The organism is Candidatus Thermoplasmatota archaeon (genome assembly GCA_038884455.1).
Classification (GTDB): Archaea; Thermoplasmatota; E2; order DHVEG-1; family DHVEG-1; genus JAWABU01.
In genome coordinates this window covers 26,170-49,226 of the sequence record JAWABU010000008.1, presented here as the reverse complement: position 1 = coordinate 49,226, position 23,057 = coordinate 26,170, and the positions used below count along the sequence as shown (strand labels likewise).

The following is a 23,057-nucleotide window of genomic DNA, read 5'->3' as shown; positions in this document are numbered from 1 at the left end:
TGTGTGGAACATCCCGGGCTTTCTTGATAATTTTTCATAGGTCAGCATCTCTACATCCCATCCGATGTAGAAGATATATGCTAGGGGTTAAAAATTGCTATTTCGCAAGAGGTCTAATATTAATCTCTACCCAGATTATCGACCCTATTGATATCTATGTATGACGTGGTTATTGTTGGTGCTGGTCCTGCTGGCTCAACAGCTGCGAAATTTCTCGCGGAAAACGGAATTTCTGTACTTATTATTGATAAAAGAAGGTTTCCCCGTGATAAACCCTGTGGCGGTGGATTAACGATAAAGGTTCTTGAAGAATTTCCGTATATACAAGAACAGGGGGTTGATTGATTCTTACTCGTATGGCGGGAGTGTTTATTCAGCATCACTTCGATATCACGTTTCTGTTGAGAAAGAACGTCCTTTTCTCGCAACTGTTCTTCGTTCAACATTTGACTATGGTCTGCTTCGTCTTGCTCAACAAAGTGGTGCAACAGTTTTCGAAGGAAAAAAGGTTACTGATGTTCAAATGTCTCCTGACCATGTTTCGATCATTCTTTCAGATGAGACAACGATCCAAAGTCAGGTTGTCATTGGTGCTGATGGAGTATGGAGTATAGTCGCTCAAAAAACTGGTTTACATTCTGATTCATATCGATTTGGTTTGTCGATGGTAAACGAATATGAACTCGGATCACACGTAATTGACCAACTGTGTACTCCTCAACGTCGCGGGCATCTTTTTTTAAAAGTTGGAGGTATTGCAGGATATGGATGGGTGTTCCCGAAAAAAAATCATATAAATCTTGGTATTGGTGTTACTAATGCATCTCGGCAAACTCAAAATAATAAAATCAATTTGAAAAACGTGTATCTGCAGTTTTTTCACCTATTGCAAGAACAAAATATCATCCCTGCAGATCTTGACCCTGGCGATATTAAGGGTGCTGCACTTCCTTCGCAACCACGCAAAAAAACCTATGCACATCGAGTACTGTTATGTGGCGATGCAGCTGGTTTAATTAACCCGTTAACTGGCGAAGGTATTGATTATGCGATGATTTCAGGAAAACTTGCTGCTGAAGTTATTGCCCAAGCAGTCAAGCAACATACATTTTCTGAACGTTTTTTATCTGAATATCAACGTCGTTGGAAACAACGTTTTGGGAAGGATATCGATTTATTAGTACGCCTGTCGAAACGTTGGGGGACCCAGTCTGAAAATGTTATAAAATATGTAAGTCAAGATGCAAAGATGAGCGAGCTACTTTTTGATATTGCTACAGGAAACAAGAGCATAAATGCTTTAAAATGGAAGCTTGTCCGACGATATCTGCTCCTCAGAACCAAAAATATTTTTTCACACTAATGCTTAACAGACTGCTATCTGAAAAAAAATGCATTTTTCTCTCTTTTGCTGTTCCAGTGGTTTTTTGATTTTCAAAACCGTAACTCATAAAGATTAAGAACAGATTCCTGTATTCTGACTAGGTTCTATGACAATAAAAACATGGATTCCTATTGAAGAGATACTCCAAGGAAAAAAGACCAACGAGACCGTTCATCTTAGAGGATGGATTTATCGAACTCGGAGTAGCGGCAATATCGTTTTTATAACCCTCCGGGATGTTACCGGTGTTCTGCAAACGACCATAAAAAAAGGAAATCTTCCGGATAATGAGTTTGCAGACGCTGAAAGAGCACTCATTGAATCTTCAGTTGAACTCACCGGCATCGTAAAAGAGGATGCCCGCGCACCAGGAGGTTTTGAATTACACGTAACTAATATAAAAGTAATACACTTTGCAGAACCTTTTCCAATTAACAAAGATCAAAGCCCTGAGTTTTTACTTGACCAGCGACATCTATGGATACGCTCTCGAAAACTGACCTCAATTTTAAAAATTCGATCAACGGTGGTCGGTGCAATCCATCAATTTTTCCGTGAACGAGGTTTTTATGAATTCGATGCACCAATCCTCCAACCAAATCAATGTGAAGGTGGGTCAACTCTTTTTGAAGTGAAATACTATAATGATAAAACATACCTTTCACAATCATGGCAACTCTATGCAGAAGCAGGTATTTTTGCTTTAGAAAAAATCTACAACATGGGGCCTACCTTCCGAGCAGAGAAATCAAAAACCTCCCGTCACCTCTCTGAGTTCTGGATGGCTGAAATGGAAGCAGCATGGATGGATCTCTATGACGTTATTAACCTTGCAAAAGAGGAGATCCGTTACATCATCACTCAGGTTATCCAGAAGAATCAAAAAGATTTAGAATTTCTTGGTCAAGATATTCGAAAACTTGAAGCCATTGCACACGCAGAGTTTCCTACTATCACGTATACTGAGGCATTACACATCTTAAAAGAAAGGGAGCATATGGAGGTTGAATGGGGTAAAGATCTTCGAACACTTGAAGAAGATGCACTTATGAAACATTTCACCACACCGGTGGTGGTGACGCATTATCCAATTTCGATCATGGCATTTTATAAACCACGGGATGAAAAAAACCCTGATACGGCACTCTGTTTTGATATGATTGCTCCCGAAGGATATGGTGAAATTATTGGCGGGTCTCAGCGAAGTCTTGACATTGAGGATATGACGAAACGATTAGAAGCAATGGGCGAAAAAATCGATAATTATCAATGGTATTTTGATCTCCGACGTTATGGCTCCGTCGTTCATGCAGGGTACGGTGTTGGTGTTGAACGAGTGGTTGCATGGATCTGTGGCGTTGATAACATCAAGGATACTATTCCATTCCCGCGGACGTTACTGCGTTTTAAACCTTGATTTTCAGGAGGAAAACGATGATGGCACAAGCACATGTGATGATCTCGGGAAAGGTCCAAGGTGTTTGGTTTCGAGCGAGTACAAAACAAAAAGCAGACCAACTCGGTGTGACCGGCTGGGTGAGAAATACCGAGGACGGTTGTGTTGAAGCTGTTTTTTCTGGAGATAAAACCAAGGTTGAAGAAATGATTGCATGGTGTTATCAAGGTCCACCAGATGCACAGGTAACCCGTGTTGACGTTACGCATACCTCATCAAAAGAAGTCTTTACTGAATTTACAATTAAAAGATAACATCCATTTTTTATTCTTCTGCTAGCTTCTTTTTTTCTTCGAGTTTTTTTTGTTTTTTTTCTGCTTTCTCTTCTTGATGTTGTTTTTCTTTCACCGTCATACCTTTAAGTGTTTGTATTCGTGATTGAAAGGCTTTGATGCGTTCTTCATGATGTCGTTTTTTAATGGTGAGATCTGCTTTAGTTATCTTTTTTTGCTCAAACCTCATCTCCAACTGGGTAATTCTCATCTGTTCTCGCTCTATTCGCTTTTCAAGTTTGCTTATGCTCTTATCAAGTCTTTGAAGGAAACCCATAGTATCATCCTCGCAAAGGAATATGTTTTCTTTTTTCAATTCTGCATATAAAGAAGTGGCTTATATACCTTTCAGAAAAAAAGAAATTCACTGAGTACTCTGATGAATATGTTTCAACATAGATTTTGTTGTTTCTCAGGAACATATTTTTCTATGATTTTTTGACGCTGCCCCAAAAAATATGCTCATAGAATATCTACTGCTGCTGAGTTCATATAAACAAACATCACGGAGAAACTATGAAAAGATTCAAAAAAACTATGAAGAACAACTTGTTTTCGGATACTGATGACAACAATTTTTCTTGGAACCTCTGGTTGGTCGTATGATTGGAATCTGGGGAATTCATTGGATTGGTATCTGCAGAATTCTGGTTTTAATGCAGTTGAGTTGAACATGAGTTTTTACCGATTTCCGTATCCAACTATGATTCAGGCATGGGCTAAAAAAGCAAAGCATCTCGCCTGGGTTGTCAAAGTCCATCGTTCGATTACCCATTTTCAAAAACTCAACAAAACATCTTTTGCAGGTTTTACTCGTTTTAGAAAATTGTTTACACCGCTTGAGGATAGCATTGATTATTATCTGTTCCAGTTGCCGCCTTCTTTTGTTGATATCAGTGCTATAGAAGCTTTTATTAAAGAACATGGCTCTGAGAAGATCGCTGTTGAGTTCCGCCATGAATCATTGTTTACTCAAGAGATGATAGCGTGGGGTAAAAAACAGGGTGTTCTTGTAGTTAGTATCGATAGTCCTGAACTTCCCACAAGGATCATGAGTGAATCAGTAATTTATGAGCGAATCCATGGAAAAACTGACTGGTATCAGCATGATTACTCAGATCACGAACTTTATGAAATTAAAGAACGGATTTTTCAAAGTCATCCTGATGCAGTGTATATCTTTTTCAATAATGATCATATGTTGAAGAATGCACAGCGGCTACAACAGTTGGTAGATTATTCGAATCCCCAGTGAGACCAAAACAATTTTTGCCGTTCTACTTCTTCTTGACTTTGTTTCATTCTGCGTATTTTTTCTTCTCGCTGCTGCTCAATTTGTCGTTTCCGTTCCTCCCAAAGATCAAGATCAATTATTTCCTCCATAAAAAAACCCCTTACAATTCAATAGTATTCACTATATATGATATTCTATTAGAGTAGCTTCTTCCTGAACGCGCCTTTTTACTTTGATGAAATTTTTTTAATACTAGTATCCATGTCAATTCGATCCTGCTAGTCGTTGCTTGCTTTGTCATGTTTCCAACATTATTTTTTAGGGAAGGAAAAACTATGACGAGCGAACAACAAACATCCCATCAGATACAAAAACCAGATGCTGTACCCTTACTCATACGTAGTGTACAAGTCAATTAGTATCTTCTGTGGTCACTACTGAACAGTCACAGAATTATAGAACATTCGGTTGACATGCTGAAGCTCTTCAACAATCAAACCGCTATCAGCGTGAATTTGTACTGGAACAGGAAAATCAGACAACTTGTACAATGTTCTGAAAAGATCTGCTCCATCTTTTGAAGATACTATTCAAACGTTAGCAAAAAGGGTAGACGTGAAAAAATGCAGATTTGATAAAAAAACGATGAGGAGTTAAGGGAATTATTTTTTTAATCGTGCCCAATTGTAGTGTCGTAGTTTACTGGTTTCACCAAAACCACAGGATGCACACCTGCGCTTCTGCACATGAAATGAATGTTTCCCACAGCGTCGGCAGGCAACATGGTTGGTTTTTCCGCCAGCACTTGATGTTGTTCCTTTCGTCATAGCAATCTACCTCAGTATTCTATGGAGATATATAAATAATATTGTCACCGCGAACGATGATCTTGTCATGTTTTCTTTTCTGATCTGCAATGATTTCATCAGCATTTTTTAAAACAAGGTTCATATGGGGAACATCATACCCGTCAAGTATTCCTTGATATTCGATACCATTGCGAAGTTCAACAATAACCCTGCCGTTTAAACTTGCGTGTAGTAATTTTAATGGTTTCTCCATAGGTTGTGTCATATGGACAGCCCAAATAGAGCTATGCTTTATAAGAGTTTGGATGATATAGATTATTTGAAAAGAATACATGATGGTAGATGAGTATGACAGTTTCTCTGAAGAATCGACATCAGTTAAATCATCGTGATGTTCAGAAATTGTTTTCAAGTCTGAAGTCTCGATTTCCGGGTCTAAAAACAGGAAAAAAAGCTGTTGTCGAAACAGGTTTTCTTGATCGGTATCAAGTTTTTTTAGTGGACAACTCAATCGATTTTTTTATGGTCGATACTAGGATTTTTTTTACAGTACGTGGTCTAATGAAATATCAGCCTGAAGTCGCATGGGTTGTAGTTGATATGGGTGCAGTTGGTTTTATTGTGAAAGGCGCTGATATCATGGTACCAGGTATCGTTGATGTTGATAGTACAATTCAGGAAGGAGAGTATGTCTGGGTATGTGATGAACAACATCACAAACCACTTGCCGTGGGTATCGCATTGATGTCTGGTGAAGCCATGAAATTACGTACAACCGGTAAGGCAGTTAAAAACATTCATTATGTTGGTGATGATCTCTGGAAACTGTCAGCATCAGGATAACCTCTTTGTTTCACGGTTGATAATTTTTTTAATTATTTCAGGAAGTTGAACTTGATACCGCGTAAAATTATGATCATCATGAAAAAAATGGACAGTTGCTTCTTGGATTTTTGCAAATTCCAATGACCAGTGATTGGGAACAACCGTGTCCTGAGTACCGATCAATATATCAATCTTTGTTGGTACTTTCTGCTGAAATAATCGTGGCTCGATCATTTCGTTCAGAATCCTCTTTGGCATAGCTGGTATCGAATCAGGTGATGTTGTAGGGGGGATGATTGCAGGATTGAGTAAAATAAGCTGTTGAACCGGATGAATAAGTGCTGTTGCAGCTGCAAGAAAACCACCAAAGGATGAGCCAATGAGAACCGGCTGAGGATCAGATTGTATTGTCTGTGCTATCCGTCTTAAACATGCGGAAATAACCAGATCTTCAGGGTTGCCTTCGCGGTATTTGATTGCATACACCTTAAGTGTTTGGGCAAACAAAACTGCCTTGGTGCTGGATGTGCTTGATTGGTAACCATGAATGTAGTATAACATCGTGTACGCTCCGTTTTTTTTGAAATGGTGTTGTTCCTTTATATAATCAAAGACAAATGTTTATAAAGAGAAATATATTTAAGATGTGTAGTTAAAAATTACGGAGAAGCGTGTGAGTATGGGATTAGCAAAGAAAATTTTTGGCGACAAAAAGTCAGATTTAACAGAAGGATATGTTGATTTAGAAAAATATGTCGACTCAACCGGCGATTCGATGGGTTCAGTAAAAATGAAGGTTGCCTTAGGTGAGATCCGTCAATACGATGACTTAAAAGTACTTTCGGATTATGTCTACGGTGGAAACGTTTTGATTCTTGACTTTTCTGCAATCGCTGATGAAGAAGTAATTCTGAAAAGAGTCACCAACGAGTTGAAGAGGATTACCGATGACATCGGTGGTGACATCGCAGGTATTGGGAACAACCTGATGATTGTTTCACCTTCTGGTGTAAAAGTTGATCGTCGGAAAATCCGTGGCACCAATGCATAAAAAAATCTTTCCCTTCTTTTTTCCTTTCAAAAGACATATTTTTTAGTAATATTTATATTCTCTTTTCCGTTGACTCTTTATAGAGTTGGGACTAGAGTGGATGCGCTCGATGAGGTTACAGAAACGTTTGTTAGTTCTTGGTATAGCACTTGTTATTTTGAGTACGGTTATGGCGACGCAGTATGCAACATCTCAGGTTGGGTATGAATATAGTATTGGACATCCAAGTAATGCTGATATTCGTTTTGTAGCATGTGATAACTCAACTGATAATATTACGGTATTGCGTCTTGCAGGAAGCAATGGGACCAACGCTGCACTGAAACTGCATTTTGGTGGTAATTTTAGCGCAGGGTATAACAAAACATATACTGCTGCGTTTGCGATTGTCAATGAAGAGCCATTTCCCGTCTCTATCACGCATATGAATGTGTCGAGCAGTACCGGTGCTGATTATCTGCAGATATGGCTGCATACGAATCGAACAAAGCTTGTAGATGATGATAGTGATTCTGTTTTTTTATGGAATCAGGGTGTGGGAAAATCAGGAATCGGGTCGGTTGTGTGGGTGTTAGGTGCAGGGAATCAGAATGCTGGTGATATAAACGGTCAAAAGGAGTAACTGGTTGGACGAATGAGGGTGTTCGTTTTACGAAGTATGCTGGCCAGGCGGTGAATGGTACAACAGATTTCGTCTGGGTGCAGATTTCAATTAGTCTTCCACAGTCTCCGGATAGTTGTGGTGTGCATACGGGTGCTATTTTTATTTATTTTGAAGCAAGTTCATATGGTGGTGATGGTGGTGGGGGTGGTCCGTGTTATGAATGTGGTGCTGGTCATGTGGATAATGGTGATGGAACGTGTACCGCGACATTGAATAATCCAACTGAAGATGGATATATAAGGTATGATGTGTTAAGAGATAGAACAATCAAATATAGTGCTAGTGAATTAATTTATATTGGCGTTTCTTTCGACGTATATCGTGGATATGTTGAATGGGAGATCTCTTCTATTCCGGATAGTTCGATTATTAACAATGTTGTTTTTAGATATCATGGCGCTAGTAATAATATAGATTGTCATATTCATGATGTCATATTCATGAAATGGTTGGCACTCGGCCGTCGACAAGTGGTGCCCAAGCAATATATAATGAGGCTGCTGAGGGAACCGTGTATGCTGATGAAAATGGATTCCCCGTGGTTGGTACAAATAAGCAGATTAATCTTGGAGCAAATGCTTGTACTGATCTGCAGAGTCTGCTTGGATCAAACTGGTTTGCTATTGGGATTCAATCAGACAGTGAGGTTACCTCTGCTGTATCACAGATTTATTCTGAAGAATACAGTTCAGCAAGTCCAAAACCAATCCTAGTTGTAACCTACACACCGCCGTCCTGTTAACCAACGGTGAGTTTTAAGAATACATTCGACAGATTAAGTTATCTAATTTTAAACCTTATTTTTGATATACTGCATCAGTGGAATAAAACAATACATTTATGTAGAACCACATATTAATAAGGGGTTCTTAATTATCCCCTTTTCAACCGTAGTTTGTTGGGAGTTAGAGCGTATGAAAAATCTTGATATAACTAAACTACGCCATGGAACAACATTGGTGAAACGCGGATTTGCACAAATGCAAAAAGGTGGTGTCATCATGGATGTCACTTGTGTTGAGCATGCTCGTATTGCTGAGGAAAGTGGAGCTGTAGCAGTTATGGCTCTCGAGCGTGTTCCTGCGGATATCCGTGCTGATGGTGGTGTTGCGCGAATGGCTGATCCAAAAATAATTCAAGAAATTATGGATGCCGTGAGTATTCCTGTTATGGCTAAGGTTCGTATCGGTCATTTTGTTGAAGCGCAAGCACTCGAAGCACTTGGTGTTGATATGATTGATGAATCAGAGGTACTCACCCCTGCTGATCCCTTTTATCATGTGGATAAAAAAAAGTTCACGGTTCCTTTTGTCTGTGGTTGTCGAAACCTTGGAGAAGCGGTTCGACGTATCTGTGAAGGAGCAGCAATGATTCGAACCAAAGGAGAAGCAGGAACCGGAAATATTATTGAAGCTATACGTCATCAACGCATGGTTTCAAGCATGATTACCTATGTACATACTGTTGATCAGAAGGAACTGCATCGTCTCGCTGAGGAATGTCTGCAGAGCTATCGTACGTCGTATACAACGTTGACCAATCAAACAGTTCATGATGATACGATCATCTTTTCTGATTATTCCTATAAAACAATGTATAAGGAAATCATTGAGATTCTGAAAGAGATCAAATCATTGAAACGCCTTCCGGTTGTAAATTTTGCTGCAGGTGGTGTTGCAACTCCTGCTGATGCTGCAATCATGATGCAGCTCGGGAGTGATGGTGTCTTTGTTGGTTCTGGTATTTTTAAATCATCGAATCCGAAAGCTCGAGCCCGGGCGATTGTCGAAGCAGTTGCACACTTTGACGATCCGCAGATTATTGCAGAGGTAAGTAAAAATCTTGGTGATGCGATGCCAGGAATTGAGATTGAAAAACTCTCCAAGGAACATATGCTTCAAGAAAGAGGTTGGTAACAATACGAACCGTTGGTGTTCTCTGTATTCAAGGTGCGGTACATGAACATATCGCTATGATGGAGCAGGTGTTCAAAAACCACGAGACTCTGGGGAGGGTTGTTCCTGTTCGTTCAAAAAAAGATATCGATCTTCTTGATGCGTTGATTCTTCCTGGTGGTGAGAGCACCACTATTTCAAAAATGTTGTATTCTTCTGGTATGTATATCCTGCTTCGTCAAAGGTTAGAATCTCAGCAGTTGCCTATCATGGGGACGTGTGCAGGGTGTGTGTTGCTTGCGAAGAAAATTACTGACTCCGATACCGGGGTTCATCTTTTAGAAGCAATGGACATGTGTGTTGAGCGGAACGCATTTGGCAGGCAGAAGGAATCCTTTGAACAAGAAATCACATTTTTAGGATTTCAGAAACCATTTCCAGCTGTTTTTATTCGGGCACCCTTGATTACTGAAGTATGGGGAAAGAGGATTCAGGTACTTGCAACACTTGATACAAAAAATCAAAAAATAGTTGCTGCCAGACAGAATAATCTGCTGGCATTATCGTTTCATCCTGAGCTTACCACTGATCTCAGGATTCATGAGTATTTTTTCAAGATGATTCTTTAGGCTTTCATAATTGCTAGCAGGAATATTCCTAGAGCGATGAGTGCTCCGACGACGGCACCGACAACTGCAACAATGCCGTTGAGCACGGTTCCTGATAGGTTGATTAAATCAATTGGTGTTCCCAGCAGGAATGTTAAAATGTTTGCGCCCCAGAGAAACAGAATACCAACGACTAATCCTATGAGGATAAGTATTGCTCCAACGATCCGACTTTTTCCAGAGCCAAAGTATGCGGTAAAGATACCAGCGATGATACTTGCGACAGCGAAAACAAGCATGAGCATGCCTAAAAAATATTGAACTAATCCTTCCATTTTTCACCTCCCTTAAAATTTCGTCCCAGTCAGTGTTTTTGTATCGATGACACCAGGAATTGATCTGATTTTATTAACAACGATCTCTCCAAGGGTTTCAAAGTCTTCTGCTTCAATTTTGGCAATAAGATCATATTCCCCAAATAACGGGTGAAGTTCAATGATTTGTGGTACTTTTGATAGTTTGTTATAGACCTCATGTTCATGTGCAGGTGCTGCACTTATTAGTACGAAACCTATAGCCATAATATTCCTACCTCTAACATCCCGTTATAGCCTTATGTAATATAAAGTTTATTAAAGACTTTTCAGAAAATCTTTGTTTATCTATACGCTAGCTCTTGGTGGTATTACTGTTTCGAGTATCTTTTACTGGTGGGTTCGTAGTTGTGCTCTTGAATTTTTCCGTTCAGTTTGTTGCAGTCTGCAATGATTTTATCTTGTATTTTCATACTACATCTTACTGTTATCACTACGGTTTTACTGTATCGAATATCAGTAACAAAGGTTTTTGTATACAATTCAGATATAAATGAATGGGTTTCGCTGGTGTTCGGGAGTTCAAGGGTTAAAAGTACATCGTGGGGAAGAACACTGTAGAGCACGTCAAGTAGCGTCGTGAGTCCTTGTTGCTGTTGTACTGAGATCGCAACATATTTTTTCTGTGTTAAGTAGTGTTGTTCTTCAAGATGTTTAATCAGATCGTTCAGTTCAGTTTCAGTGATGAGGTCGATTTTGTTGAACGCTAGAATAATCGGTGCGGTAACACCGAGCTCGTGGAGTTCTTGGAGGGATACGTTTAGTTTTCTTTCCACACTCCTTTTTGGTTCGCTACTATCGACAACGAGAATTACTGCATCAGCAAGTTGGATTTCTTCTAGGGTTGAGTGGAACGCATCAATGATGACGGCAGGAAGATTTTCAATAAAACCAACGGTGTCCGTAAGGAGCAGTGGAATGTTTTTGTATTTCATGTTCTGAGGAATCTTCCTGGTTGTAGTTGAAAGGGTTGAGAATAATTGATCTTCAACAAAAACATGTTCTTGTGCAAGAACGTTCAGAAGACTGCTTTTGCCAGCATTGGTATATCCTGCTAGTGAGACAAGGTAAAAACCGCTGGTATATCGTGTCTGCCGATGGAGCTGGCGAGTGGTTCTGATTTTTTCAAGCTCGTTTCGAATGTTTTTCATTTGTTTTTTGATCATTTCATAGTAATCAGCAACCGGGTATTCACCACCACCCATATACCCAGGATGTTCTCCTGCTTTTGCTCGATGAATGAGTTCGCGGACGTACGGTCGTTCATATTCAAGTTGAGCGAGTTTTACCTGAAGTTTTGCTTCGCGGCGGTTTGCATGTTTTTCAAAAATAGCAAGAATTAGTCGGATCCTGTCGTAAACTTCTTTTTTGAATTTTTTTTCAAGTGAAAACCATTGTGATGGTTTGAGTTCACCATTGACAATGATGAGATCAATCGGATGATCAGCATGTTCTATAAAGTCATGTACCTCTTGGACTTTTCCAGATCCAATATAGTAATTCGTATCTGGTGTGTCTCTTTTTTGGATAAAAATTTTACCAACGTCGTATCCAAGAGTGTGTGCGAGTTGACAAAGCTCAGCAGTGTCTTCAGCTGTAGAGATGATAATTGCGTTTTTTGATTCTTGTTTCATGGTCTCTGAAGCCATCGGAGGGTGCTGTAAAAACGTTGTACTGCGGTAATATTTCCAACGACTGCAAAATACAGGAGAATAAGTTCAAGTACGGTGAGGTTGAATGGGAGTTGCACGGGGATTCGAAGCATGATATGTTGCAGTATCGGGAAGATCATGAGGAGGGCAAGTCGATCTGCTCGTCCAAGGAGTCCTGAATAGTCTCTTTTATGACCGATTGCCTGTGCTTGGGTTCCCATGTAACTGGTGAGAAGCATTCCGATCATTGCCAGCAGTCCAACACTTGGCCGGCACCAGACACTGAGGGCAAGTCCACCAACTATGAAGACGTCTGCATATCGGTCGAGGGCATGGTCAAGGAAATCTCCTCGAGCTGATGCTTTTCCAGTTAGTTTTGCGACTTTTCCATCGAGCGCGTCTAGAAAACCATTGAGAAAAACAAAAAACGCTGCGATAAAAAGAAAGTAGTTGTCAAGTTCAGAGGTTGGTGTTGAAAAATAGAAAAAAATACCTGATATGAGTGCACAGATAAGCGCAAGCCAGGTGAAAACGTCAGGGGGGATACCTGTACCATAGTGTGCGATTTTAGTGAGTAATGGATCAATATTTTCTCTTTTTTTGTCAAGTACCATGTACGTCTCACTTAGATTTTATAGTCGTTGAGGATTTCTTCTGACCAGTCAATTGTACCTATGGTATATTTTTCTATCGGTTTGAAGTTGTTGTGGATAATTTCAAGGATTGCCTGGGTGCATGCTTCAACAGATTGTGCTGTCGTATCGATTTCAAAAATATGTTGTTCTGGGTGGAGTTCAGTTGCCTCACAGAGGATAATGTCAAGGGTTTCTGCTTCAACATTTTCTTTGATTTTTTCTCGGCTCCACTGCCGTTGTTGTAACCGCCGGGTAAGCTCCTGTGGATGACATCGGAGGATAATAATATACTGCATGCATTTCAAGAGATGGGTTGCGAGTCCTTCAAATATAATGATATTTTCTCTTGAAGAAAATACGTTCTTGATATATCGGTTTAGTTTCGGGATGTCGAGAATTTTTGCTTGGCGTTTCGTATCAACACCGAGGATAAAGTTGTTTTTAAATGCAAGCTCATTGAGATTATATATCTGGTATCCAGAGTGCTGCAAACGAGTTGCTATCGTTGTTTTACCAGTTCCTGGTGTTCCACTAAGTGCAACCAACATGTTATATCAACTTATGATAGTCATAACCCCGGAATCCTTTTGTGAAGCAGTAGTGGATTTCTTGATACTCAGCGCGGAATGTTTTTACTGCTTCTTTGATCTTTTTCGGGTCTTCTTTTTTAAGCAGTATTCGTGCAAAAAAGGTTGCAATGTCTTTCATTTCTTGTTCTTTCATACCGATTCTTGTTAGTTCAGGTGTGCCCAGTCTGAGACCTGAGGGGTTCATCGGGTCAGTGTCACCAGGGATAGTATTAAAGTTTGTGATAATGCCTGCTTCTTCGAGTTTTTGCGCTGCTTCTTTTCCTTTTTTCGGCCCGATTGAAACAAGGACTTGATGGGATTTTGTGAATCCTAATTTTTCACCGAATACGTTAAATCCTTCTTCATGGAGTGCTTGTGCAAGGCTTTGTGCATTTTTTATGGTTTGTCGTGCATATGCTTCACCGTACTCTAAATGTTCTGCAAATGCTATTGCTTTTGCTGCGACATGGTGGAGGTGATACGATGAGGTGATTCCTGGGAAAACACCAAAACTGAGTTTTCTGAGAAATGATTTATCCTCTTCAGTGTCACCTGCATGATTAGACAGGATCATACCTCCTTGGGGTCCAGGTAAGGTTTTATGGGTGCTTCCGCTCATCACATCTGCGCCTTCTCTGAGTGGATCTTGGAATTGTTTTCCTGCAATTAGTCCAAGGACATGAGCTGCGTCGTAGATGAGGTATGCTCCAACCTCATGTGCTGCTTCGGCGAGTTCTTTTATTGGACTTGGGAATAAGAAGACTGATTGGCCGTTCAACGCGAGTGTTGGTTTTACCTGTTTGATGAGTTTTACTGCACCGTCGACGTCAATGTTCATGATTTCGTCATTAAAGGGATATGAGATGAGGTTGATTCCTCGAACACCAGCAGCACCCCACTTCCCAAAGGAGATATGGGCGCCGTTTGCAAGATCTAAAACAACTGCGGTTTCTCCTGGTTTTATCAGCGCTTTTAGGATTGCGAGATTTGCGGTTGTTCCTGCAGTTGGTCGAACGTCTGCATAGGAGCAGTTGAAGAGTTTTTGTGCAAGTTCTATTGCTTTTTCTTCAACGAGATCAAAATATTTGCATCCTTGGTAATATCGGTTGTGTGGTGTTCCTTCTGCGTATCGTCCATGAAAATCGGTGATGAGCATCTCTCGGCATAATGGTGATAGAATATTTTCACTTGCAATCATCGGGAGTGATTCAGCGTAGAATTGGTTATTTTTCATCGCCTGCTTTCTGATATATTCAACTTCAGTATAGTATGTCATATGATTGTCTCCGTAGGGTTGTATCCCTGATGTTCATAAAAAGATAATGGCGTACTTTAACAGGTTCTTTATGTGTCTATGTCTCTTTTTTTATTTGATTCTTCGGGGATTGTTTCATGGTTTCTATTGTGATGATCGGGTAGTGATGAGATAGTAAGTCGTTGGAGTTCAGGTATTTTTTGCTGAGTAAGCTGTACTATCTTTTGCTTAATGATATACAGCTCTTTTACAGGCATATCACCAGATACTGATATCTCAAGTTCTCCTTGGATCACAGGTCCTGTTCGACGGAGTCGAATTAAACGAGCTGCTTGCACACCAGGAATACGTTCAGCAAGATTTTTAATGAGCAAACCGTAGGCAACACAATCTCCATCACATGCATCAACGAGCATCGAACTTGATTCTTTGATTGCTGCAAACCCTATGGTAACAATGATGCCCGCGATGATAAAACCAATCACAGCATCAGCAAGAGTGATACCAAAGGATCCAAAGATTAATGCAATACCTGCAAGAAAGGAGGTTGTTCCATCTTTAAGCGTGTTAATAGCATCAAGTTTGATTGAACTATACTTTGTTTTCTTCCCATTGATATATTTTGAAATCCCAAAACCCCATGCGATAAACGCAGCGATAAAAGCAATACTTGCACCAAGAAATGGCAGCATGATTGGTCGGGGGTTCATGAGTTGTTGATACGATTGATAAAAGATATATCCTGCAAGGATGAGCATGATTACTGCAGCGATAATCGACGCAAGATTTTCTATTTTGTAATATCCAAAATGAAATCGGTGATCTTCTGGTTTTTTTAAATAGCGTAATCCAATCCACACAACACCCGATACAAAAGCATCTCCGATACAGTCGATGCCGTTTGCGGTTAATGCGACACTTTGTGAGACGTTTTCTCCTAAAAAGATTTGAATTCCACCAAGTCCCATCAGAGTCAAGGTGGTTAATGCGGCTATATTTTCAGGTTGTTTGAGAAAAACTTTTTTTTCCATCGACGTAAAGAAAGTAAGACGATAGAGCTACAAAAGGTTTATGTTTAGGGTATTTTGTTTGGTACCTGCTGTTTAATGAATGTGATTTCGGCAGGTTTTTGAAAAAGGAAAACTTGAAAGGTTTCTTCGTATTACACTGTTGAATATCCTCTACTAACTTGAAGGTTTCGATATGGATGATGTGTTGAAAAAACAGGTTATCGAACGGTTACAGCAGATTCCCCGGAAGCAAGATAGGGCTGTGGTGTTACTTCCAGATTTTTTTGTTGATCATTTTGTCGTTTATGACTCATGGGCACATTTTGTGTCGCAGGCTGATCAAAAAAGATTGCAAGGTGGTGGTAATATCCCTGGTGTTGCTCAAAGTATTTCGCAGGGAGGTAATGCAGCAAACACTGCACTTGCACTTGCGCGTCTCGGAATTGCTTCATATTTGATTTGTAGGACCGATCCTTTAGGATATCATTTGTTAGACTTTTTTCTTGGGAAGCATGGTGTTGATTTATCACATGTGAAAACTGATGGAAAGATAGCCTTAACTACAGCATTAGAATTTCAAAAGGATGCAGCAAATGTTATGCTTGGTGATCCAGGATCTGTCGCAGATTTTTCATTTTCACTTCTTGATGAAAATGATTTGGCACTTATCAAACAGTGTTCCATGGTGTGTGTTGTCAATTGGAATCTAAATGCATATGGTACATCTCTTGCTTCAGAGGTTTTTTCGTATGCAAAGAAAGAAGGTGTTACCACATTTTTTGATTGCGGTGATCCTTCGCCAAGACTCCAGGACCTTTCACATTTGATGAAACATGTTGTGACGAGTCATAATCTCGATATTTTTGGTTTAAATGAAAATGAATTTATGCATCTCAGTAAACTAAAAAAAGCCCAACAAGAGGATATCCTCAGAGCTGCAAAGATGTTCAAACAACATATTTCTGCGCGTCTTGATATTCACACCGCAGATTTTTCATGTTCCTATGGTGATTCTTTTACGTGTGTACCTGTTCTTTCAGTTCCTACGATTTATAGATTAACTGGGGCAGGTGATGCATGGAATGCAGGTGATATCTTTGCAGAGTTGCATGGTTTTTCTGCTCAAGAGCGGTTGTTCTTCGCCAATGCCTATGCAGGGTATTATATTTCTTCAAAAACTCCACATCATGCGGATATTGAAGAGATACTTCAGTTTCTTCAACAGATATAAAAAATTTTTACAATTTTCATAACTTTGAATATAAATAATAACATTTATAAACACTTAAATATAGAAAGAATTTTTATTCTATAAAAAAATTTATATACTGTCTCTCCTTATGCATTAGGGTAGAATGGGGGAGACTTGAACTTTTTGAATCTCTCCTCACCACCTTCGATCTTCCCCATTCTCTCCTTTATTCTCAAGAGAAAAGTATTTTTTCAGCATGACCGGATACTTTTTCTCGATATCGCTCATCAGTTACAATCATAAGTTTCCAATCAGGAGCGATTCGTGAACGTATCGCCTGCGCGATCGGTGTAAACTCATCAAGCGTATGTACTGTGGTATCATCGACGATTCTGATATCTGTTTTTTGAATACGTGGTTCTGATCGTTGCAGTTCGGGTAAGGGGATATCGATGATGACGTGACCATGAGGAATGCCGAGTTTTTGTTCAAATTCTCGTTCTTTTTCATGTCTTTTTCGCGAGTCTTCAAGGTTTCTGATAAGGTCAGTGTGTTGTTGGTTGTGATCTGTTGAGGGAAGCATAAATGCTTGTTTGAACAAATGCCGGTACTTTAAACGAGTTACAATTTCTTGTTGATATCGACCTTGTTGTTTGAGCCATTCGATGATTTCTCCGTCGGTCATTCTGAAAAAAGAGAATGGTTCGACATGTTCGAGAAATTCGATTGCTTTCGATAGCATGATTTCTGCGATTCTAACAGTTTTGTGAAAATAGACTGAGGAGTACATGAGTCCTCGTGCCATGAGTATGTTTTCTACAGCATTGACACCTTTTCGTTGTACTGCTAGATTGTCGTTGAAAATGAGCAGAGTCTGTTGCAGTCGATCAACGTCAATCATGCCGTACGCAACTCCTGTGTAGTATGCATCACGCATGAGATAATCGAGCTGATCGACATCAATTGTACTGTTCAAGAGTTGGCTGAGGTATGGTTTTTTTAGAAAAACTCCACGGATGATAGAACATAACGCATCGAGGTCAATAGTATATTTTGTAAGTATTTGATGCACTGAGGTTGTTTCAATGAATTGTTGTTCTTCTTTTTTAAAGATGTCGTACGCCCCTCGTATGAGTTTTTCTGTAAGATCAACATGATCAACATTGAATTTTTCGATAAGAATCGATTCGAGAGTATGGGAAAACGGACCATGGCCAATATCATGGAGTAATGCTGCACATTTAACTAACTGTTTTTCTTCATATGTGAGTTGTAAGATTTCAACGATTTGTGCAGCGATATTATATGTTCCAAGTGAATGTTCTAGGCGTGTGTGATGTGCCCCAGGAAAAACAAGATGGGCAAACCCGAGCTGTTTGATATTATACAATCGTTGTAATTCTCTAGTTTCAAGGAGTTCGTTAAAGATATCTTCAACTTTTATGTTTCCATGGATAGGATCTCGGACGATTTTTACTTGGTCATTCATATCTGTTTCTGAGAACAGAATATGTGGCAATGGTTCATATAGTTTTTTTATACATTGTTTTCCAACAACATTTTTTTGTTAAACAAAGGTATAAGAACGTTCAAATAGCAAAAAAAGAATCATGGTTGTATACAGCTCGAACTGTTTCTCGCGGGTTATCTGTATGGAAAAAAAAATATTATTTTGCCTTGAACAATGTGCAAAATGCAGTCAGACAAAAGAACTCTTGGTAAACAGAACCGATGTTGAGGTGATAACCTTTCCCCATGACTTCTCATCGTGGACTGAATCAGATGTTGCCCTGGCAAAAGAATATCATGTTTTTGATGATCTTCAAATCACCGCCCCGATTCTATGGGTTGATGGAAAAAAGCATCTTGGCTATCTGCGGATTCGGAAGTGGATTCAAGACACTCAAGGATGAACACTTATATAGTACAATGTCCATCTCAACATCTTATGGATGAGTTAGAGGAACTCAGAAAGAAAAAATATGAACAGATCAGAAAGCAATATCTTTATGGAGGAAAAAAAATGGAACAAAAATGGCCAAATACACCGTTGCACATCACTGATGGTGATTTTGATGCAACAGTAAAAAAATACCCATCGATTGTGGTTGACTGTTGGGCACCCTGGTGCGGTCCATGTCGTATGATTGGACCGGTTATTGAAGAGCTTGCTAAGGAGATGCAGGGAAAAATTGTTTTTGGTAAACTTAATGTTGATGAAAATCCGTTGGTGTCAGCTCAGCATCAAATTATGAGTATTCCGACGTTGTTAGTTTTTAAAAATGGTTCGTTGGTTGATCGTATTGTTGGTGCGCTGCCTAAGGATCAATTGAAACATCGGTTAACCCAGAAACTCTGATGGTTTTGGATGGACAATGATACGGAGCAGCACTCGTTTGATATCTTTTTTTCTAGTGATGTCTGTCAGTATTCTTGGGATGCTTAGTGGTTGTATCAATTCTGATAAAACCACTGAGTATGCTGAAAATATTGTTTTTACTACTCTTGATGGTCGTACTCGTTCGTTGGCCGATTTTGCTGGAAAAATCGTTGTTCTTGATTTAATGGCGGTAAATTGTCAGCCCTGTTGGTATCAGATGCTTGAACTGAAAAAGATTTCTGAGAATTATTCAAAAAATTCTGTGGTGATTGTATCAATTGATGTCTGGATGAATCAAGAGACCGTTGATATGATCAACAACATGCTTGATACGTTTGAACAGTATGGGATTGTCCTTGATTGGATATTTGGTGTTGATGATTCACAGGGGGCGATTCGAACACTCTACGCCCCGCAGGGTGTTCCAAGTTTGTATCTTTTGGATCAAAAAGGAAACATTTATTATTCACACGTTGGTTATGAATCCTACGCAACGCTTGCTTCAAAAATTGATGAAAAACTAAAATAATCCTAAGGTTTCAAAAGGAGAATGAATGAGTATGAATATCCAGTTTGAAAAAAAAGCAGTATTGTCTGGCGTGATTATTGCGATGATCGCGATACTTTCGAGTGTGGTTTCTGCAGCGCCACCGACGATTGGTGAAATACAGGTCAGTCCAGAAGCACCAGCCGTTCAATCATCAGTAACCTTTACCGTTGATGTAACTGGAGAACAAATACACGGCGTCTATCTTTTTGTCCAGGAATGTAATAAAAATACTGGTGTTTGTTACACGCCACAGAATACATCTATGACTGAGGTTGCTCCTGGGACATATCGAGCAACGGTGTCGTTAACACATGGGGATGCAACCTATATTACTTATGCAGCTATTGTTCATAGTGAACAAGGTTGGCAAAAGACCTCTGACATCAATCGTGATCTAGTGCCAAAATCGGATGGCAATACTCCAACAGATAATAAAACACCAGCTTTTGAACTACTGCTATACGTGGGAGCAGTTAGTCTTGTTGTGCTGATAACTTTCTTGTATACAAAGAGAAAATGATGCGATTACAATTCCAACGGTTGATTACTCAAATTTTTTTGTTTTTTTCAGCGAATCTTGGTGCACTTGGTGTTAAAACCGGTTTTTGTTTTCCTTTTTTTTACTGTCATGCTTGTCCTGCTGCATCAGCAGCATGTCCGCTTCGTGCATTTGAGCAAAGTGTTGATAAAGGTAGTTTTGCATGGCGGTTGTTTTTGTATCCTTTTCTCATTCTTGGATTTTTTGGTATAACCACTGGCCGAGCAGTGTGTGGTTGGGCATGTCCGATTGGTTTGTTGCAACGTGGTACTGGACGTTTCGCACGGAAGTTAAAAAAATTTAGGCTGATTCAAACCATCGGTAAACATCGATGTGAACAGTATCTCCGGTATACAAAATATGGTGTTCTTATTGGCCTTGTTTTCGCTACCTCCTATCTCCTTGGTTTTATTTTTACTGATATTTGTCCGGTTGGTTTTCTGACGGGAACAGTCCCTGTTCTTATTTTGTATCCTGGAAAGTTTGTCCCAAATTTTTTCTTCCCTGTTGCCTTGGTTATTTTTATTTTGTTTATCATCTTGATTTTTGTGGTTGAGCGGGGTTGGTGTCGCTATTTCTGTCCACTTGGAGCTTTTTTTGCAGTGTTTAATAAAATAAGTTTTCTCCATGTTGAAGTTCATAAAGAAGATTGTGTTCATTGTCATATGTGTTCATTGCAGTGTCCGATGGGTATTGACGTGCCAACGATGCACCGCGATCCTGAATGTATTCTCTGTGGAAAATGCGTGAGTACTTGTCCGAAAAAACTCATCACCTTTGAGAGGATGTAGATCATGAAAAAAATACTGGTTGTTCAAATAACTGCACTGGTTGTTGTTTCAGCATTGTTTGTAGGGATGCTGTTTGCAACTCCGGTGTATTCTGAAGTATATGAGGGTATTGTACAGGTACTCTGTTTGAGTTGTTTGAAATTGCAACCAAAAACCACAGTTAATTTTAGTTTTAACACGGTTGATAGTATGTCGCATCCTGATTTCGTTGTTCAGAATCTTTCTCAGGGGGTAGTTTTTCTTCATTACAGTGGTGATTCCTGTCTTGGCTGTGATATTATGTATCCGGTAATCAAAGAGTTGTTTTCAGTTGAGTTCGGGAAGCAGGATATGTTTTCAACAACAGTCCGACTTTTTGATACGAATATTACCTTTATCTATATTAATATTCATCATACAACCGAGCGGTTACGAGCATCTCAGCGTATTTATGACACTCAAGATGTACAAGGTATTCCCATGTTTACTGTTGTTACCCTTGGGTATGATCATGGTGATGTTAAACCCTTTTTTGCTACGTTGTATGGGACGTTGGGAAAAGGGACCAATGAGGAACGACGTATGTTATTATCAGATGTTGTGCGTGATGCTGTTGAGCTGTATCATCAAAACAGGGTTGGCTTTCATCATTAAAAAAAGAAGTGAGGTGGGCGAAATCAGGTTTGTGTTATATTTCGCCGTTTTTGATCTTTTGTTTCAGAATGTTAAATTGCTCTTTGGTTAAGGTACAAACATTGTTTTTTTCACCAATGATGACACGGTCGTCGCGAATGTCAACAACCGGGCATTTTGGAGGAATACATACTCCATCATTACAGAGAACCACTTTCATAGTTTTAATCCCTCATTTAACACTTGTTAATACTATTAGGTTTGTATGGATTATATAGTTTTCGGTGTTGGAACGTTGATTTTTTCAGGATCATCAGTCATAGCGTATATCTGTTGAACAGTACACTTTTTCAGATGTGCATTTCGGAACGGTACATTTTTTCCTTGGCGTCTGTTTTTGTTGAAACGTAACTTTTCAAGAAATACAATTAGAAATTGTCACCTTACGAATTTGGTACTCTATCGATTCAGAGATATAGAGATGGTGATGAGAGCTGCTATGCAGGTGCTGAGAAACACCTGTTTTTATCGGTTTCGGCATGTCTGTCGTAGGATGATTAGAAAAGTAACAAGTGAGATAATGAGTATGAACAGATCAAATCCTGGCGTGCTCGTACTTTCTTGGGGATTGTTTTTGGTATTTGCTGCATTGCTTGGGTGGTACGTTGGGCCAGTCCAGTATCCCCTGATAATGGGAACAGCAAAGGACACACCAATGATAACGTTTTCACCTTTTTTGAAATTTTGGGCAACAAAGTCACAGTTGAGTGGTGCACCGCTACAACCTTCACATGACCAGTTAGCATTCGGCCGTAAAACCCAGGTATACTCGAGCGGTTCATTGATGAGCAGATATTGTGGTTGGTGATAGAGCGGGATGTTATAGTCTTTAAATACTTGTTTTTGGTCGTCTATTTGCTCCTGATTTTCAAAAACCATAAATCCTGTTCCTGGTTTCGCTGCATCATAGGTACCTTCTAATAAATCATAGGCATGTGGAGTCCCGATTTCTGATAATTCTATTGTAAAAATACATCGAACATGCGGTGTCACGATGATCTTACATTTGATCGGCTGTCCAATTTGAAGGATTTGGTCCTCGATATAGCCCTCTTTGCTGACGTTATGCCATTCATGCCATGTTCCATCATCATTCATCCATGTGAAATAAAAATAAACTGATATTCGTTCATCTCTATACGCTGTTGTGGTAGATACCGAACTCACGAGCACTATGCTTATCATGCACATGAGCAGGAGGTTTTTCTTCTGATTGTTCATAGACTCTCCTGGTACTTAGA

At 39.6% G+C, this 23,057-nt stretch carries 33 protein-coding genes; 18 read left to right on the top strand and 15 right to left on the bottom strand.

All coding sequences use genetic code 11. The annotated features are described in order from the left end of the window. The first annotated feature begins 156 nt into the window (after positions 1 to 156). The 4 genes from QXL17_02630 (at position 157) to QXL17_02615 (ending at position 3,094) form a co-directional block, all read left to right on the top strand. On the top strand, positions 157 to 345 hold the full coding sequence (locus tag QXL17_02630; GenBank protein ID MEM4258032.1) for an FAD-dependent oxidoreductase: 189 nt from the start codon (positions 157 to 159) through the stop codon (positions 343 to 345). After that, a complete protein-coding gene (locus tag QXL17_02625) occupies positions 338 to 1,363 on the top strand; it encodes an FAD-dependent monooxygenase (GenBank protein MEM4258031.1) in 1,026 nt (341 codons plus the stop codon). Before QXL17_02630 ends, QXL17_02625 begins: the two co-directional genes overlap by 8 nt. Positions 1,364 to 1,490: 127 nt before the next feature. Further along, on the top strand, positions 1,491 to 2,801 hold the full coding sequence (gene asnS / locus QXL17_02620) for an asparagine--tRNA ligase (protein MEM4258030.1): 1,311 nt from the start codon (positions 1,491 to 1,493) through the stop codon (positions 2,799 to 2,801). A gap of 20 nt (positions 2,802 to 2,821) precedes the next feature. Beyond that, complete coding sequence (locus QXL17_02615; protein MEM4258029.1) at positions 2,822 to 3,094, top strand: acylphosphatase; 273 nt, start codon at positions 2,822 to 2,824, stop codon at positions 3,092 to 3,094. Positions 3,095 to 3,104: 10 nt separating this feature from the next. Here the strand turns inward: QXL17_02615 and QXL17_02610 are convergent, their stop codons facing one another. Continuing rightward, positions 3,105 to 3,302, bottom strand: coding sequence for a hypothetical protein (locus QXL17_02610; GenBank protein MEM4258028.1), 198 nt, complete (start codon positions 3,300 to 3,302; stop codon positions 3,105 to 3,107). A 375-nt stretch (positions 3,303 to 3,677) separates the two neighbouring features. On the opposite strand from QXL17_02610, the gene QXL17_02605 reads away from it, so the two are divergent. Then, positions 3,678 to 4,367 carry a DUF72 domain-containing protein gene (locus QXL17_02605; protein MEM4258027.1) on the top strand — a complete coding sequence of 230 codons (690 nt, stop codon included), beginning with the start codon at positions 3,678 to 3,680 and terminating at the stop codon, positions 4,365 to 4,367. Here QXL17_02605 and QXL17_02600 read toward each other — a convergent pair. The 3 genes from QXL17_02600 to QXL17_02590 form a co-directional block, all read right to left on the bottom strand. Next, positions 4,349 to 4,495: a hypothetical protein gene (locus QXL17_02600; GenBank protein MEM4258026.1), complete on the bottom strand. Its 147-nt coding sequence runs from the start codon at positions 4,493 to 4,495 to the stop codon at positions 4,349 to 4,351. The genes QXL17_02605 and QXL17_02600 overlap by 19 nt on opposite strands. 513 nt (positions 4,496 to 5,008) lie before the next feature. After that, positions 5,009 to 5,173, bottom strand: a complete 165-nt coding sequence (locus QXL17_02595; GenBank protein MEM4258025.1) for a 50S ribosomal protein L37e — start codon at positions 5,171 to 5,173, stop codon at positions 5,009 to 5,011. Positions 5,174 to 5,192: 19 nt separating this feature from the next. Beyond that, the gene (locus QXL17_02590) at positions 5,193 to 5,420 is read right to left on the bottom strand and encodes an LSm family protein (GenBank protein ID MEM4258024.1); all 228 of its coding nucleotides are present in this window, start codon (positions 5,418 to 5,420) and stop codon (positions 5,193 to 5,195) included. Positions 5,421 to 5,503: 83 nt separating this feature from the next. On the opposite strand from QXL17_02590, the gene QXL17_02585 reads away from it, so the two are divergent. Further along, on the top strand, positions 5,504 to 5,998 hold the full coding sequence (locus QXL17_02585) for an RNA-binding protein (protein ID MEM4258023.1): 495 nt from the start codon (positions 5,504 to 5,506) through the stop codon (positions 5,996 to 5,998). Here QXL17_02585 and QXL17_02580 read toward each other — a convergent pair. Beyond that, on the bottom strand, positions 5,990 to 6,541 hold the full coding sequence (locus tag QXL17_02580; GenBank protein ID MEM4258022.1) for a YqiA/YcfP family alpha/beta fold hydrolase: 552 nt from the start codon (positions 6,539 to 6,541) through the stop codon (positions 5,990 to 5,992). The two genes, QXL17_02585 and QXL17_02580, sit on opposite strands and share 9 nt — an antisense overlap. 118 nt (positions 6,542 to 6,659) lie before the next feature. Between QXL17_02580 and sepF the strand changes: the two genes are divergently transcribed. From sepF to pdxT, 5 genes are all read left to right on the top strand, one after another. Beyond that, a complete protein-coding gene (gene sepF, locus QXL17_02575; GenBank protein MEM4258021.1) occupies positions 6,660 to 7,031 on the top strand; it encodes a cell division protein SepF in 372 nt (123 codons plus the stop codon). Positions 7,032 to 7,140: 109 nt separating this feature from the next. Then, on the top strand, positions 7,141 to 7,653 hold the full coding sequence (locus QXL17_02570; protein MEM4258020.1) for a hypothetical protein: 513 nt from the start codon (positions 7,141 to 7,143) through the stop codon (positions 7,651 to 7,653). Positions 7,654 to 8,140: 487 nt separating this feature from the next. Beyond that, a complete protein-coding gene (locus tag QXL17_02565) occupies positions 8,141 to 8,437 on the top strand; it encodes a hypothetical protein (protein MEM4258019.1) in 297 nt (98 codons plus the stop codon). Between the two features lie 172 nt (positions 8,438 to 8,609). Beyond that, a complete protein-coding gene (gene pdxS, locus QXL17_02560) occupies positions 8,610 to 9,611 on the top strand; it encodes a pyridoxal 5'-phosphate synthase lyase subunit PdxS (protein MEM4258018.1) in 1,002 nt (333 codons plus the stop codon). Beyond that, positions 9,605 to 10,219 (top strand): pyridoxal 5'-phosphate synthase glutaminase subunit PdxT, encoded by a 615-nt coding sequence (gene pdxT, locus QXL17_02555; protein MEM4258017.1) that lies wholly within the window; start codon positions 9,605 to 9,607, stop codon positions 10,217 to 10,219. Before pdxS ends, pdxT begins: the two co-directional genes overlap by 7 nt. Here the strand turns inward: pdxT and QXL17_02550 are convergent. The 7 genes from QXL17_02550 to QXL17_02520 form a co-directional block, all read right to left on the bottom strand. Then, a complete protein-coding gene (locus tag QXL17_02550) occupies positions 10,216 to 10,533 on the bottom strand; it encodes a hypothetical protein (protein ID MEM4258016.1) in 318 nt (105 codons plus the stop codon). The genes pdxT and QXL17_02550 overlap by 4 nt on opposite strands. A 12-nt stretch (positions 10,534 to 10,545) precedes the next feature. Beyond that, complete coding sequence (locus tag QXL17_02545; GenBank protein ID MEM4258015.1) at positions 10,546 to 10,779, bottom strand: Lrp/AsnC ligand binding domain-containing protein; 234 nt, start codon at positions 10,777 to 10,779, stop codon at positions 10,546 to 10,548. Between the two features lie 104 nt (positions 10,780 to 10,883). Next, complete coding sequence (hflX, locus tag QXL17_02540; GenBank protein MEM4258014.1) at positions 10,884 to 12,206, bottom strand: GTPase HflX; 1,323 nt, start codon at positions 12,204 to 12,206, stop codon at positions 10,884 to 10,886. Then, a complete protein-coding gene (locus tag QXL17_02535; protein ID MEM4258013.1) occupies positions 12,203 to 12,838 on the bottom strand; it encodes a CDP-alcohol phosphatidyltransferase family protein in 636 nt (211 codons plus the stop codon). The genes hflX and QXL17_02535 overlap by 4 nt, the downstream gene beginning before the upstream one ends. An 11-nt stretch (positions 12,839 to 12,849) precedes the next feature. Next, on the bottom strand, positions 12,850 to 13,407 hold the full coding sequence (locus tag QXL17_02530; GenBank protein MEM4258012.1) for an adenylate kinase family protein: 558 nt from the start codon (positions 13,405 to 13,407) through the stop codon (positions 12,850 to 12,852). A gap of 1 nt (position 13,408) precedes the next feature. Beyond that, positions 13,409 to 14,704, bottom strand: a complete 1,296-nt coding sequence (gene glyA, locus QXL17_02525) for a serine hydroxymethyltransferase (GenBank protein MEM4258011.1) — start codon at positions 14,702 to 14,704, stop codon at positions 13,409 to 13,411. Between the two features lie 68 nt (positions 14,705 to 14,772). Further along, positions 14,773 to 15,714, bottom strand: coding sequence for a cation diffusion facilitator family transporter (locus QXL17_02520; protein MEM4258010.1), 942 nt, complete (start codon positions 15,712 to 15,714; stop codon positions 14,773 to 14,775). Between the two features lie 172 nt (positions 15,715 to 15,886). Between QXL17_02520 and QXL17_02515 the strand changes: the two genes are divergently transcribed. After that, positions 15,887 to 16,924: a PfkB family carbohydrate kinase gene (locus tag QXL17_02515; protein MEM4258009.1), complete on the top strand. Its 1,038-nt coding sequence runs from the start codon at positions 15,887 to 15,889 to the stop codon at positions 16,922 to 16,924. Between the two features lie 193 nt (positions 16,925 to 17,117). Here the strand turns inward: QXL17_02515 and QXL17_02510 are convergent, their stop codons facing one another. Continuing rightward, on the bottom strand, positions 17,118 to 18,374 hold the full coding sequence (locus QXL17_02510) for an HD domain-containing protein (GenBank protein ID MEM4258008.1): 1,257 nt from the start codon (positions 18,372 to 18,374) through the stop codon (positions 17,118 to 17,120). A 163-nt stretch (positions 18,375 to 18,537) separates the two neighbouring features. Between QXL17_02510 and QXL17_02505 the strand changes: the two genes are divergently transcribed. The 6 genes from QXL17_02505 to QXL17_02480 all read left to right on the top strand — a co-directional run bounded on the left by QXL17_02505 (position 18,538) and on the right by QXL17_02480 (position 21,777). Then, the gene (locus tag QXL17_02505) at positions 18,538 to 18,798 is read left to right on the top strand and encodes a hypothetical protein (GenBank protein ID MEM4258007.1); all 261 of its coding nucleotides are present in this window, start codon (positions 18,538 to 18,540) and stop codon (positions 18,796 to 18,798) included. A gap of 110 nt (positions 18,799 to 18,908) precedes the next feature. After that, positions 18,909 to 19,244 (top strand): thioredoxin, encoded by a 336-nt coding sequence (trxA, locus tag QXL17_02500; protein ID MEM4258006.1) that lies wholly within the window; start codon positions 18,909 to 18,911, stop codon positions 19,242 to 19,244. A gap of 16 nt (positions 19,245 to 19,260) precedes the next feature. Further along, positions 19,261 to 19,794: a TlpA disulfide reductase family protein gene (locus QXL17_02495; protein ID MEM4258005.1), complete on the top strand. Its 534-nt coding sequence runs from the start codon at positions 19,261 to 19,263 to the stop codon at positions 19,792 to 19,794. Positions 19,795 to 19,825: 31 nt separating this feature from the next. Beyond that, positions 19,826 to 20,335, top strand: coding sequence for a hypothetical protein (locus QXL17_02490; GenBank protein MEM4258004.1), 510 nt, complete (start codon positions 19,826 to 19,828; stop codon positions 20,333 to 20,335). After that, a complete protein-coding gene (locus QXL17_02485) occupies positions 20,332 to 21,144 on the top strand; it encodes a 4Fe-4S binding protein (GenBank protein ID MEM4258003.1) in 813 nt (270 codons plus the stop codon). Before QXL17_02490 ends, QXL17_02485 begins: the two co-directional genes overlap by 4 nt. A 3-nt stretch (positions 21,145 to 21,147) precedes the next feature. Further along, on the top strand, positions 21,148 to 21,777 hold the full coding sequence (locus QXL17_02480) for a hypothetical protein (protein MEM4258002.1): 630 nt from the start codon (positions 21,148 to 21,150) through the stop codon (positions 21,775 to 21,777). 34 nt (positions 21,778 to 21,811) lie between these two features. Here QXL17_02480 and QXL17_02475 read toward each other — a convergent pair whose 3' ends face one another. Together QXL17_02475 and QXL17_02470 are read right to left on the bottom strand one after the other, a co-directional pair. Then, on the bottom strand, positions 21,812 to 21,976 hold the full coding sequence (locus QXL17_02475) for a hypothetical protein (protein ID MEM4258001.1): 165 nt from the start codon (positions 21,974 to 21,976) through the stop codon (positions 21,812 to 21,814). Positions 21,977 to 22,281: 305 nt separating this feature from the next. Beyond that, positions 22,282 to 23,037 carry a hypothetical protein gene (locus QXL17_02470; protein MEM4258000.1) on the bottom strand — a complete coding sequence of 252 codons (756 nt, stop codon included), beginning with the start codon at positions 23,035 to 23,037 and terminating at the stop codon, positions 22,282 to 22,284. Positions 23,038 to 23,057: the final 20 nt, after the last annotated feature.